Genomic DNA, 12,722 nt, shown 5'->3' on the forward strand with positions numbered 1-12,722 from the left:
TTGCAGAGAGGTCCTTGATGTTTGGCCTGACAGCGCTGGAACTGGCCCGCATTCAGTTCGGCTTCACCATTTCCTTCCACATCATCTTTCCCGCCATCACCATTGGCCTTGCGAGTTACCTTGCGGTGCTGGAAGGGCTCTGGCTCTGGAAGCGCGACACCGTCTATCGCGACCTTTACCATTTCTGGTCGAAGATTTTCGCCGTCAACTTCGCCATGGGGGTCGTCTCCGGGCTGGTGATGGCCTATCAGTTCGGCACCAACTGGAGTTATTACTCGGCCTTCGCCGGCAGCATCACCGGGCCGCTGCTTGCCTATGAAGTGCTGACCGCCTTTTTCCTCGAGGCCGGCTTCCTCGGCGTCATGCTGTTCGGCTGGAACAAGGTCGGGCCGGGCCTGCACTTCTTTTCGACCGTCATGGTGGCGATCGGCACCCTGATCTCGGCCACCTGGATCCTCGCCTCCAACAGCTGGATGCAGACCCCCCAGGGCTTCGAGATCGTCAACAACGTCGTCGTGCCGGTGAACTGGTTCGAGGTGATCTTCAATCCCTCCTTTCCCTATCGCCTGGCGCATATGACGGTGGCGGCGTTCCTGGCGACCGCGCTCTTCGTCGGCGCCTCCGGCGCCTGGCACCTGCTGCGCGGCAACGACAACAGCCGCGTGCGCACCATGCTGTCCATGGCGATGTGGATGCTGCTCTTCACCGCGCCGGTGCAGATCTTCATTGGCGACCTCCATGGGCTGAACACACTCAAGTATCAGCCCGCCAAGATCGCCGCGATCGAGGGGCACTGGGAAAACAAGCCCGGCGAGGGCGTGCCGCTGATCCTGTTCGGCTGGCCCGACATGAAGAACGAGACGACGCGGTTTGCGCTGGAAGTGCCCAATCTCGGCAGCCTGATCCTCACCCGCAAGTGGGACGGCCAGTTCCCCGGCCTCAAGGAATTCGCGCCGGAGGATCGGCCCAACTCGACCGTCGTCTTCTGGAGCTTCCGCATCATGGTCGGCCTCGGCATGCTGATGCTTTTGCTCGGAGTATGGAGTGCGTGGCTGCGCTGGCGCAACCGGATGTACGAGGCCAGGTTCTTCCTGCGCTTCGCCATCTGGATGGGCCCGGCGGGGCTGATCGCCATCCTTGCCGGCTGGTACACGACCGAGATCGGCCGCCAGCCCTGGATCGTCTACGGCGTCATGCGCACCGCCGACGCGGTCTCGAACCAGTCCGCGCTGTCGATGAGCGTCACCCTCATCGTCTTCATCGTGGTCTACTTCATCGTCTTTGGGACCGGCGTCCGCTACATGCTGAAGCTGGTCGGCAAGGGCCCGGAGGATCACGAGCAGGAGTCGCCGGACGATACCGGCCGCCCGGCCCGGCCGCTTTCGGCAGCGCCCGGCCAGTTGGACATGTTCGCGGCCGCGCATCAGGACAAGAAAGGCTGACACGATGGGCATCGATCTTCCCGTAGTCTGGGCCGTCATCATCGCCTTCGGCCTCATGATGTATGTCGTGATGGACGGTTTCGACCTCGGCATCGGCATCCTCTTCCCCTTCGTGCGCGACCGCGAGGACCGCGACGTCATGGTCAACACGGTAGCCCCGGTGTGGGACGGCAACGAGACCTGGCTGGTGCTGGGCGGTGCGGCGCTGATGGCGGCCTTCCCGCTGGCCTATGCCGTCGTGCTCAGCGCGCTCTACCTGCCGCTCGTGCTCATGCTGCTTGGCCTGATCTGGCGCGGCGTCGCCTTCGAGTTCCGCTTCAAGGCCGACGAGCACCACAAGCCGTTCTGGGACAAGGCCTTTGCGGGCGGATCCTACATCGCCACGTTCTTCCAGGGCGTGTCGCTCGGGGCCTTTCTCGACGGCTTCCCGGTCGTCGATGGTGCCTATGCGGGCGGTGCGCTCGACTGGATCACCCCTTTCAGCCTGTTCACCGGGGCCGGCCTGATAGTCGCTTATGCGCTGCTCGGCAGCACCTGGCTGATCATCAAGACGGAAGGTGCGCTCTACCAGCGCATGGTCAGCCTGGCGCGCCCGGTTACGCTCACCCTGCTTGGCGTCATCGGCATCGTCAGCCTGTGGACGCCATTTGCTCACCCGGACATCGCCGAGCGCTGGTTCAGCTTCCCGAACATCGTCTTCTTCTCGCCGGTCCCGGTCCTGGTCCTGGTCAGCGGCTGGCTTATCCTGCGCAGCCTGCAGGGCGCGCCGCATGCCGGGCCTTTCATGCTGACGCTCTTCCTGCTGTTCCTTGGCTACAGCGGGCTCGGCATCAGCCTCTGGCCCAACATCATCCCGCCCGACATCACCATACGTGAGGCGGCCGCACCAATTCAGAGCATGGGCTTCGCGCTTGTCGGGGCGCTTTTGATCATCCCCTTCATTCTCGGCTACACGGCGTGGTCCTATTACGTCTTCCGCGGCAAGGTGAAGGCCGGCGAGGGATATCACTGATGGCGGTTTCGTCTCAGGCGCCGGCCTCCTGGCCGAAACGGATCGGCTGGCTGGTCCTCATCTGGACCGCGAGCGTTCTCGCCCTCGGCGCAGTGGCGCTCGCGTTCCGCCTGCTGATGAACCTCGCCGGACTGACCGTCTGATTCCAGGGAAAGCCTCATGTATACGAACGTCCGGCCGGTGCTTGCGCCGCGCGACTTCCATGACCGGGTCTATGTGGGCGAGGTGCTCCGCTTCGCCACGCTTCGGCCAATGCGGGACCTGGCCGATTTCACACGCGGGTTCCTGGAGGATGCATTCGCGCCCTTCAAGCCGATCGAGATCCACCGCCACCTCAGTCACGAAGAGCAGACCGAGAGCTTTGCGCAACGACAGCGCGACTTTGCGCGGTTGCCCGAGGTCCGGCGCCTATGGCGGTCCGTGTTCGAGGCGATAGGGCTTGATGCCGAGGGCCTCGCGCGCGACAGCCTCTATTTGCGCTTCCAGCCGCACCAGGACCCGGGCACCCTTGTTCCGCGCGCCCGCACCACCGCGACCATCGCCTTCCACCGCGACACCTGGGGCTCGAACCTCTACGCCCAGACCAACTGGTGGGCGCCCATCTACGAGATCACCGAAGGTCGTACCTTCGCCATCTATCCGTCGTTGTGGGATCGGCCGGTGGCCAACACGAGCGCCGACTTCGACCTTGCCGCCGTTCTCGATCGATCCAGGGCCGGCGGACGCAACGCCAACGATGCCGATGCGGCGATCCCGCATCTGACCGGACAGCTCGACGTCGCCGATGCCACGCCGGTGGTCATCGCCCCTGGCGAGCTGATTGCGTTCTCCAGCGCGCATGCTCATGCCGGCGTCCCCAATTCCACGGGCCTGACGCGCATCTCGCTTGAGACGCGCACGCTATGGATCGACGACCTGCGCTCGGGGCGCGGCGCCCCCAATGTTGACGGATTTGCAAAGTGGATGTCGCCCGGCATGTTCCGGCGCGTCAGCGACGAGGTGGCGCTCAACGACCTGCTCGGGCTGAAGCGCCTGGAGCCTTTTGCCGGCCCCTTCGCGCCAGCCCCTCAGACCACCATCGCCGACAATGCCGACCGCTGATTGACAAGGCTGGCGATGGCCTGGAGGCTGGCCGCCAGCGCAGCGTGATCGGGGGCGGCGCCGAGCCCGAGACGGACAGCCTCGGGAACCTGGTCGGCACGTGAAAAGGCGTCGCTGGTGACCACGCCGACGCCGACCGAGCGCAGGCGTGCGGCGAATTCGCTGCGGCTCCAGTGGCTGGGTAGTCGCAGCCAGGCGTGGAACCCTTCGGGGTCGGCCTGCACCAGATCGGCTGGCAGGAGGTCGGCCACCATCGCCTGCCGCTGCCGCGCGTCGGTGCGGATCGCGGCGAGCACCGCCTGCGCGATGCCGGTCTCGATCCAGCGGGTCGCGATCGCAGCGGTGAGCGGCGACGCCATGCCCGATGTGGCGCGGACGGCTGCCGTCAGCTGTGCTGTGCGGCGCGCCTCCGGGACAACCAGATAGGCAACCCTCAGCGATGGAGCCACGCACTTGGCGAGACCCGCCACGTGATAGACGATGTCGGGCGCGAGTGCTGCGAACGGCGCCACGGGTTTGGCCGGCAAGGCGCCGTAGGCGTCGTCCTCGATGATCGGCACATTGTGCTTGCGGGCGATCGCGACGATCGCTTCCCGGCGTTCCAGCGGCAGCGTCGCCGTCGTCGGGTTGTGGAGCGTGGGATTGCTGTAGAGCGCCTTGGGCGGCGCCTTGCGGCAGATCTCGGCGAAGGCTTCCGGGATGATCCCGGCCGAGTCCATCGCGACCGCGCTGACGCGGATGCGCAGATGCTCGGCGGCGGCAAGCAGGCCGGGATAGGTCAAGGCTTCGGCGCAGATCGTCTCGCCCGGTCCGGCCAGCGCGCCAAGCAGGGCGAGCAGCGCGCCCTGCGCGCCGGGGCAGACGAGCAGTCGGCCGGTGGCGATCTCGCCGAGGCGCGGCGCCAGCCAGGTGGCCCCGGCCGCCCGGTCGCGCGAGGTGCCTCCGGCCTCCTGGTAGCGCATCAGGAGTTCCAGCCCGTTGTCGCCCCTGAGGTCGCCGATCTCGTCCCACATGCGGGAAGCCAGGTCGAGTTCGTCGAACCGGGGCGGCAGGTTCATGCTCATGTCGACCAGGCCGCTTGGGGTCGACGCCGTACCAGCAGGCCGCCGGGAGCGGACATAGGTCCCCTGCCCGACCCGGCCTTCGATCAGGCCACGCCGGCGTGCTTCGGTGTAGGCACGACTCACGGTGGTGAAGTCGATGCCAAGCTGTTCGGCCAGGGTTCTTTGCGGAGGCAGGCGCGTCCCGGCCGGCAGGCGACCGGACGCGATGTCGACTGCCAGCGCATCGGCAATGGTGAGGTAGAGCGGTCCCGAAGCCTTGGAGATCGAGGGTGACCAGGTTGACGCGGTCATGAGCCTATCGCGATACAGATTTCCATATATATGGATAATGTATGCTCTTTGCGGCAAATTCAAGCCCGTGCCGGTGGTCGGATCGGCGGAGCCGCTCCGCCATGGCGGGTCGGAAATTTCCGCGCCTTTTCGAGCTGATTGCGAAAAGCTGGCATCCACGGCAGCGGCCTCTTGGCCGCGGATGCCTTTTCGACACCTGGAAGCTCACGGCGAGCTTGGCGTCGATGCCGTAGTCGGATGCGCCCGAGGCGAGCTGCCGCTGAGTGTCGCCTTCGGCGCGACGTCGAAGGCGATGCCTGCGCGCAGAACCGTCGCATCCCTGGCGATCGGCGCGCAGACCCGCACATAGTCCCGTTTGCGCCGGATTCTGGCCGAAAGGCCCTTGACCTTCCCGTGTGGGAAGGCCGCATGGTCCGCCTCGTGTTTAAGGGCAACCAGGAGGTCCACTATGTGCTCTAGTCACCAGCATCACGACGACGTCGCTGCCGACGCCTCGGTCAAGGGCGTTACCTTCAAGGTCGACGACATGACCTGCGGCCACTGCGCAGGCACGATCAAGAAGGCGATCGAGCACACGCTGCCCGGCGCTGCGTTCTCGATCGATCTGGCGAGCAAGCAGGTGACGGTGGCCGGCGATGCGGCTCTCGCCGAGAAGGCGATCCAGACGGCCGGCTACCAGCCCGAGCGTCTCGCTCACTGACTAAACTGCGCCGGGCTTTTGGGTCCGGCGCAGCCTTTTTCTTGGCTACGGCATCCGCCATTGCCATCCGTTGGACCGCTTGCAGGTCGACGCGATGGGTTGTGCCGCTTGTTCCCCGCCGATCAGTTTCTGGTGATGTTGCCCAGGAACGCCTTGGCTCGGTCGGTGCAGGGGCAGTCGAAGAACTCGCCCGGCTCGCCCGTCTCGACGATGCTTCCCTTGTCCATGAACACGACACGGCCGGCGACACGTCGGGCGAAACCCATTTCGTGGGTCACGACAACCATGGTGGTGCCGGAACGTGCGAGATCGATCATGACGTCGAGCACCTCCTTCACCGATTCCGGGTCGAGCGCCGAGGTCGGCTCGTCGAAAAGCAAGACGCTCGGCCGCATCGCGAGGGCGCGCGCGATAGCCACGCGTTGCTGCTGGCCGCCGGATAGCGCCGACGGAAGCTTGGCGGCGTGCTGGGCGACACCGACGCGCTCCAGCAACTGCATCGCGTGCTCTTCGGTCTCCCGCCGGACTCGGCGGCGAACGATGCGCGGCGCAAGCGTGACGTTGTCCAGCACCGAAAGGTGCGGGAACAGGTTGAAGCTCTGGAACACCATGCCCACGTCGCGGCGCAATCTGCGCAATTCCCGCGCCTTGTAGCCGACCGCAACCCCACCGATCGCGACGTCGCCCTCCTGCCACTCCTCGAGCCCGTTCAGGCACCTGAGTAGGGTCGACTTGCCCGAGCCCGACGGGCCGCAGAGCACGGTGCAGGTGCCGCCGTCGATGTCCAGCGACACGTCGCGGAGCGCCCGCCAGGAACCGTACCATTTGGACAGCGAGCGGACGGCGATGGATGCGTTGGCTGTCATGATGCTTTCCTTCCGCCATTCGGCGCGCGCAACTGGGCCCGCTCGGAATCGCGCTCCATCCGGGCGCTCACCTGGGACAGGCCGAAACAGAGGCTCCAGAACACGAGCCCGACGAAGACGTAGCCTTCGGTGGCAAGCCCCAGCCAGGCGGGATCCGAAAGGGCTGCGGTGACGATGTTGAGCAGGTCGAACAGGCCCACCACCATCACGTAGGTGGTGTCCTTGAGCAGCGAGATCGCCGAGTTGACGATGCCCGGCAGCACCGCTCGCAGGGCCTGCGGCATGATGATGTAGCCCTGCATCGCCCAGAAGCCGAAGCCGAGCGCATTGGCGGCCTCGCTCTGGCCGCGGCCGACGCTTTGCAGGCCGCCGCGGGCAACCTCGGCGAGATAGGCCGCCGAATAGAGCGTGATGCCGGTCATGGCGAGCGTCAGGCGCGGAAACTCGACGCCCGGCGGCAGGAACAGCGGCAGCATGATCACCGACATGAACAGTATGGCGATCAGCGGCATGCCGCGCCAGAACTCGATGAAGCCGGTGGCGATCAGCCGGATGGCCGGCAGCTTCGAGGTGCGCCCGAGTGCCAGCAATATAGCGACGGGGAAGGAGAAGACGAAGGCGCCGATGCCGACCACCATCGTCAGCAGCAGGCCGCCCCATTTCTCCGAAGGAACGGGCGCAAGACCGAGCACGCCGCCGGAGAGCAGGATGAAGGACGCGACCGGATACAGGCAGAAGCCGCCGACCAGGACCTTGCGCCGGCCCGGAAATTCCGGTGCCATTGCCAGCAGCAGCAACAGCGGCGGGGCGATGAGCACGATCCATGCGCGCCAGCGTTCGGCTTCGGGGTAGAAGCCGAAGGCGAATTGCGGCAGGCGATTGACGATGAAGGCCCAGCAGGCCCCGTCGGGATTGCAGCCGGCACGGTCCGAAGCCACCCAAGTGGCGTTGACGAACGCCCAGTCGACGATCCTGAGACCGAGCGTCCAGGCGAGATAGGCAAGGCCGAGGCAGACCGCCGTGCCGAAGGGATTGGCGACCACGGTGGCCAGCAATCTGCGGACGGCGGTGGTGGGCACGAGCGGGCTCGAAGTTCCGGAAACGGAAGAATGGGCCATGGCTCAACGCTCCACCAGTTTGACGCGACGTCCATAGGCGCTGGTCGCCAGCGCCACCGTCGTGCTGAGGGCCAGATAGACGCATGCCGTGATGACCACGATCTCGACTGCCCTGCCCGTCTGGTTGAGCGAGGTTCCGAGGAAGACGTTCACGAGATCGGGGAAGCCGACCACGGTCGCGAGCGCCGAGGCCTTGATGAGATGCGTGTACTGGTTCGCCAGCGGCGGGATGATCACCCGCATCGCCTGGGGGACGATGACCAGACGCAGGATCAGCTTCGGCGGCAGTCCGAGGGCGAGCGCCGCCTCCCGCTGCCCGCGTCCCACCGACTGCACGCCGGCGCGCACTATCTCTGCGACGAAAGCGGAATTGTAGATCGTGAGCGCGGCGACCAGCGAAACGAACTCGGGCATGAGCTTGAGCCCACCGCGGTAGTCGAAGCCTGCGAGCACGGGTATTTGCCAGTCGAGCGTGGCGATCGCGACGGCATTGGCGATAAGGCCGCCGGCGATGAGCACCGGGCCGAAGCGCGGGGGAGATTCGCCGCGCGCCTGGGCACGGCCGCGGGTCACCCAACCCGCAACGATTGCGGCGATGCCGGCCGTGACGACCATGGCGACGGCGATCGCCATGGCGTCGCCGGCGACCGGCGCCGGCAGATAGAGGCCGCGGTTGCTGAGGAAGCCGAAACCGCCGAGGCCGATCGCCTCCCGCACCGTGGGCAGCGAACGCAGCACCACCGCCTGCCAAAGCAGAAGATGCAGCAGAAGCGGCAGGTTGCGGACGATTTCGACGTAACCGCGAGCCACGTACCTGACCGGGGCGCTGGGCGACACCCGCGCAAGCCCGACCGCGAACCCCAGGATCGTGGCGGCGGTAATTGCCAGGGCCGCCACGAGCAGGGAGTTCAAAAGGCCTGCGAGGAAGACCCGGCCATAGGTAGAGGTCGGGTCTATGGAGATCAGGCTGAAGGCCATCTGGAAGCCGGCTTCCTGCCAGAGGAAGTCGAAGCCGGAGGCGAGCCCGCGCGCCTGCAGGTTGACGACGGTGTTGCGTATGACGAACACCGCCAGCGCAGCGACGAGCAGCAGGACTGCCGCCTGCTGCAGGATCGCCTTGCGTCGTGCCCACCTTTGCCTCGGACCGAGATGCGGCTGGGCGTCAGCCTCGTCGCTTTCCGCGCCGCTCCAGATGCCGGTGGCCATGTTCTGGTCCGAGACAGCCATGGGTCGACCTCAGCGTACCGGCGGAGCGTAGAGCAGGCCGCCCTTCGACCACAGCTCGTTCTGGCCGCGCGCGAGCTTGACCGGGCTGCCGGCACCGAGGTTGCGATCGAAGATCTCGCCGTAGTTGCCGACCGACGAGATCACCTTCACTACCCAGTCGTTGGCGAGGCCGAGCTTGGCACCGAAGTCGCCGGTCTTGCCCAGCATGCGCTGGATCTCGGGGTTCTCCGAACTGGAGGCCATTTCCGCCACGTTCTTCGAAGTGATGCCCTTCTCCTCGGAGTTGATCAGCGTGAACAGGGTCCAGGCCGCGACGTCGCGGAAGGCCGGGTCGTCCTGCTGCACGATCGGGCCGAGCGGCTCCTTGGCGATGATCTCGTCCAGGATCACGTAATCATCGGGCGCCGACAGTCCCAGGCGGCTCGCCGCCAGCCCGCCGCGCTCGTTGGTGTAGGCGTCGCAACGCCCGGCCTCGAGATTGGCGAGGTTCTGCTCGCGGCTGTTGGTGACGATGGGCGTGTATTCGAGCTTGTTCGTGCGGAAATAGTCGGAGAGGTTGAGTTCGGTCGTGGTGCCGGCGGAAACGCAGATCGAGGCGCCGTTCAGGTCGGCGAGCTTGGTGACGCCGAGGCTCTTCTTCACCAGGAAGCCCTGGCCGTCATACATATAGACGCCGGCATAGTCGAACTTCATTTCGGTGTCGCGGGTGTAGGTCCAGGCGGCGGCGCGGGCCAGCATGTCGACGCTGCCCGACTGCAGGGCGGCGAATGCGTTCTTGAATTCCAGCGGCGCGAACTTGACCTTTTCGGGATCGCCGAACATGGCGGCGGCCACCGCGCGGCAATAGTCGACCTCCAGGCCGGCCCACTTGCCCGAGGCGTCGAGCGTGCTCAGGCCGATGGTCGTGCCGGTGCTCGTGCCACAGATCAGTTCGCCGCGGTCCTTGATGGCCTTGACCCTGTCGCCTTCGCCGGCGAGCGCCGAGGTGGCCACCACGCTCAATCCGACGATCCCCCAAAGCATAGTTTTCTTCATGGCAAATCTCCTCCTGCCGTTTTGGTCTTTTGGATTGTGTCCTGTCGCCGGGGCTTCCCGGCAACCGGCTATTCTGCCGCCGCTTCCCGATCGAAACCGTAGCGGTCAAGCCCGATCTCGATGTCCTCCAGAAGGTCGTCGGCATGTTCGAGGCCGATGCTGAAGCGCAGCAGGGGCCCCTTCTCGCGCCACGGTGCAACGGTGCGGGCTCCCTCGAGCTGCACCGGCGCCACGAGACTGTGCAGGCCGCCCCAGCTTGCGCCAATGCGGAACAGCCTGAGTTCCTCGATGAAGCTCGACAGCCTGCGCATGTCCCGTGGTTGCAGTACCACCGAGAAGACGCCGCAAGCGCCCTGGAAATCGCGCCGCCAGATTGCATGGCCGGCGTCGCCGGGCAGCGGCGGATAGAGGACGCGGTCGACGCTGGGATGCTCGGCCAGGCGGGTGGCGATTTTCAGCGCCGAGGCGCTCTGGCGCTCCAGGCGCGCGGCGAGCGTGCCGAGACCGCGCAGTGCCAGGTAGCAATCCTCCGGCGAGACACCGAGGCCGAGGAAGCGGGCGGCGTCCTTGATGCGCCGGAAAAGCTCTTCCGTGGCGACGGTGACGCTGCCGAGCAAAAGGTCCGAATGGCCGCCGACATGTTTCGACAGCGCCTGCACGGCGATGTCGGCGCCATGGCTCAGTGCCTTGAAGCCGAGCGGCGAGGCCCAGGTGCCGTCGACCGCGACAAGCGCGCCGTGAGCATGGGTGGCTTTTGCGATCGCCGGAAGGTCCTGGACTTCCATGGTGAAAGAGGCGGGCGATTCCACCCAGACCAGGCGAGTGTTCGGGCGCATGAGAGCGGCGATGCCGGCGCCGGCCAGCGCATCGTAGAACGTCGCTTCGACACCGAGGCCCGACATGAATTTCTCAGCCGACGAGCGCGATGGCCCGTAGACGGGATCCGGCAGCAGGACATGGTCGCCGGCGCGCAGCAAGGCAAGGTTGGTGACCATGATCGCCGCCATGCCCGACGGTACGATCAGGCTGCGAGCACCGCCTTCGAGCGCGGCGATCTGGGTTGCCAGGTTCCGCGATGCCGGATGACCGTAGAGACCGTAGGAATAGCCATCGTAGAACTGGGTGTGGCGGGAAAGGAAGCTCTCCACCGTCGGAAACACGATTGTCGAAGCGCGATGGACCGCCGGCGTCAACGTGTTGAAGGGCAGGTCGTCGACGGCGGTGTGAAGAAGACGGGTTTCGTCGTGCATTCGAGCCTCTTGGTGGAATTCAGTTCGTGGCTTGCCGCTGCTGTCGCACAGCCCAAGGCATGCGCCGCGCGGCCTGTGCGCGGACGTACCTCTTTCGAGCATGCTTGCTGCCGGCTCCCCGGCGGATTGGGTCAGCGGGCGAGACGCTCCGGCTGATAGCCGGCCGTCTGGATCGCTTTCTCGGCGATTGCCGCGTCGCCGGCGACGGTCACCTGCCGGCTTTCCAGATCGATCGAGAAGGCAGCGCCGGGCAGCGTGTGCTCGATCGCCTTGCTGATCGTGCCGGCGCAATGGCCGCAGGTCATGTCCTCGACTTTGAAGGTCACGCCCTTGACCGCGGCGTCGGCGACGACGCCGTCGTGATGCTGGTGGCTAGAGCACATTCGATCCTCCCCCGAGTAACTCTTCCGTGATCTGGACCTTGCACCCTTCCAGCACTGGAAGGTCAAGCGCCATTTCGGGGGAAAATTGAAGGCCTCTCCGGCGTCGGTTCCTGGCTGTCAGGCGGCGGCGCGGAGTTTGCTCGGCAACACCCGGAAATGATCTCGGAAACTCTTTGAGAAATGCGAGGACGAGACGAAGCCGCAGGCGACGGCGACGTCCATGATCGGCATGGCGGTGAGTTCGATCAGTTGCCGCGCCTTGGCGAGCCGGAGCCCGAGATAGTGCTGCCAGGGCGTCGTCGAAAGATGGCGTTCGAACAGCCGCTCGATCTGGCGGCGCGACAGCGACACCCGCGCCGAGATTTCCTCCAGCGACAGCGGCTCCTCGATATTCTGTTCCATCAGCCGGATGATGCGTAGGAGCTTCTTGCCTGTGCTGCCGTAGCGCAGGCCGGGCGGCACCGATTGGCAACTCGCGCCATCGCGCCAGCGGTCGGCGGTAACGTGCTGGCAGATTTTCCGCGCAAGCTCGGCGCCGCAGCGCTCCTGCACCAGGTCAATGGCGAGATCGAAGGCGGCGAGCTCGCCGGCGCAGGTGACGATCTGGCCGTCGCGCACGAACAGCGCGTCGTCGATTGCCAGGTCGTAGAACGTTTCGGACAGCGCTGCCATCTTGCCCCAGTGGATGGTGCATCGAGCCTCGCCAAGAAGGCCCGCGTCGGCGAGCAGCCAGGTAGCCGTGCCGAGTGCATGGATTGGCAACTGAGCGCGTGCGGCGCGGCGCAACAGGGCCCGCAGCTCATGCGAGCTGTGGCGCTCGACGTACTCGCCGGCGCAGATCGTCAAAGTCGACTGCGGCTCATAGAGTGCTGCGCTGGCAGCTTCGGCGAAGCAGCCGGAGACCTCGACTGCAATGCCGCTGGCGCTTGCAACCGACCGGCCATCGAGGCTGGTCAGTTTCCAGCGGAACAGGTCGCGGCCGGACAGCACATTGGCAAGCCGGAGCGGATCGACCAGCGACGACAGGCAAAGCTGGGAAAAGCCTGGCAGCAACAGCACCAGGAATTCCGCCGGCGCGGCCTGTTGCCTCGCGGGCTGGGCGATTCCGGCGCCTTGCCGATAGGCATCGATGCTGAAGACCGTGTGCTTGCTCGGTGCGTTCATCTGCCCCTCCCTGCGCAGCGGCGACGGACGGACAACGACCGCCCGAACGCCGGCTGTCACAAAATGGCA

13 protein-coding genes are annotated in these 12,722 nt (G+C 65.9%); 5 read left to right on the plus strand and 8 right to left on the minus strand.

The annotated features are described in order from the left end of the window. Positions 1-17: 17 nt before the first annotated feature. Genes AmiPiv_RS09905 through AmiPiv_RS09920 form a run of 4 tightly spaced genes read left to right on the plus strand, consistent with a single transcriptional unit; the run spans position 18 to position 3,555 of the window. Positions 18-1,442 carry a cytochrome ubiquinol oxidase subunit I gene (locus AmiPiv_RS09905; protein ID WP_340037224.1) on the plus strand — a complete coding sequence of 475 codons (1,425 nt, stop codon included), beginning with the start codon at positions 18-20 and terminating at the stop codon, positions 1,440-1,442. A gap of 4 nt (positions 1,443-1,446) precedes the next feature. Further along, a complete protein-coding gene (cydB, locus tag AmiPiv_RS09910; RefSeq protein ID WP_340037225.1) occupies positions 1,447-2,454 on the plus strand; it encodes a cytochrome d ubiquinol oxidase subunit II in 1,008 nt (335 codons plus the stop codon). Beyond that, positions 2,454-2,597, plus strand: a complete 144-nt coding sequence (locus tag AmiPiv_RS09915) for a DUF2474 domain-containing protein (protein WP_340037226.1) — start codon at positions 2,454-2,456, stop codon at positions 2,595-2,597. The genes cydB and AmiPiv_RS09915 overlap by 1 nt, the downstream gene beginning before the upstream one ends. Positions 2,598-2,613: 16 nt before the next feature. Beyond that, positions 2,614-3,555, plus strand: a complete 942-nt coding sequence (locus tag AmiPiv_RS09920) for a hypothetical protein (protein ID WP_340037227.1) — start codon at positions 2,614-2,616, stop codon at positions 3,553-3,555. Here AmiPiv_RS09920 and AmiPiv_RS09925 read toward each other — a convergent pair. Continuing rightward, a complete protein-coding gene (locus tag AmiPiv_RS09925) occupies positions 3,522-4,910 on the minus strand; it encodes an aminotransferase-like domain-containing protein (RefSeq protein ID WP_340037228.1) in 1,389 nt (462 codons plus the stop codon). The two genes, AmiPiv_RS09920 and AmiPiv_RS09925, sit on opposite strands and share 34 nt — an antisense overlap. 448 nt (positions 4,911-5,358) lie before the next feature. Between AmiPiv_RS09925 and AmiPiv_RS09930 the strand changes: the two genes are divergently transcribed. Next, entirely contained in the window at positions 5,359-5,610 is a 252-nt protein-coding gene (locus AmiPiv_RS09930) for a heavy-metal-associated domain-containing protein (protein WP_340037229.1), read from the plus strand. A gap of 122 nt (positions 5,611-5,732) precedes the next feature. On the opposite strand, the gene AmiPiv_RS09935 is transcribed toward AmiPiv_RS09930, so the two are convergent. From AmiPiv_RS09935 to AmiPiv_RS09965, 7 genes are all read right to left on the minus strand, one after another. After that, a complete protein-coding gene (locus AmiPiv_RS09935) occupies positions 5,733-6,476 on the minus strand; it encodes an amino acid ABC transporter ATP-binding protein (RefSeq protein ID WP_340037230.1) in 744 nt (247 codons plus the stop codon). Further along, positions 6,473-7,594, minus strand: a complete 1,122-nt coding sequence (locus tag AmiPiv_RS09940; protein ID WP_340037231.1) for an amino acid ABC transporter permease — start codon at positions 7,592-7,594, stop codon at positions 6,473-6,475. The genes AmiPiv_RS09935 and AmiPiv_RS09940 overlap by 4 nt, the downstream gene beginning before the upstream one ends. A gap of 3 nt (positions 7,595-7,597) precedes the next feature. Continuing rightward, the gene (locus AmiPiv_RS09945) at positions 7,598-8,821 is read right to left on the minus strand and encodes an amino acid ABC transporter permease (RefSeq protein WP_340037232.1); all 1,224 of its coding nucleotides are present in this window, start codon (positions 8,819-8,821) and stop codon (positions 7,598-7,600) included. A gap of 9 nt (positions 8,822-8,830) precedes the next feature. Beyond that, positions 8,831-9,856, minus strand: coding sequence for an amino acid ABC transporter substrate-binding protein (locus AmiPiv_RS09950; protein ID WP_340037233.1), 1,026 nt, complete (start codon positions 9,854-9,856; stop codon positions 8,831-8,833). 68 nt (positions 9,857-9,924) lie between these two features. Then, a complete protein-coding gene (gene metC / locus AmiPiv_RS09955) occupies positions 9,925-11,106 on the minus strand; it encodes a cystathionine beta-lyase (RefSeq protein WP_340037234.1) in 1,182 nt (393 codons plus the stop codon). 131 nt (positions 11,107-11,237) lie between these two features. Then, positions 11,238-11,489 carry a heavy-metal-associated domain-containing protein gene (locus AmiPiv_RS09960; RefSeq protein WP_340037236.1) on the minus strand — a complete coding sequence of 84 codons (252 nt, stop codon included), beginning with the start codon at positions 11,487-11,489 and terminating at the stop codon, positions 11,238-11,240. Positions 11,490-11,606: 117 nt separating this feature from the next. Continuing rightward, on the minus strand, positions 11,607-12,653 hold the full coding sequence (locus AmiPiv_RS09965) for a GlxA family transcriptional regulator (protein WP_340037237.1): 1,047 nt from the start codon (positions 12,651-12,653) through the stop codon (positions 11,607-11,609). Positions 12,654-12,722 lie beyond the last annotated feature (69 nt).

It is taken from the genome of Aminobacter sp. Piv2-1 (assembly GCF_037625995.1).
Taxonomy (GTDB): Bacteria; Pseudomonadota; Alphaproteobacteria; order Rhizobiales; family Rhizobiaceae; genus Aminobacter.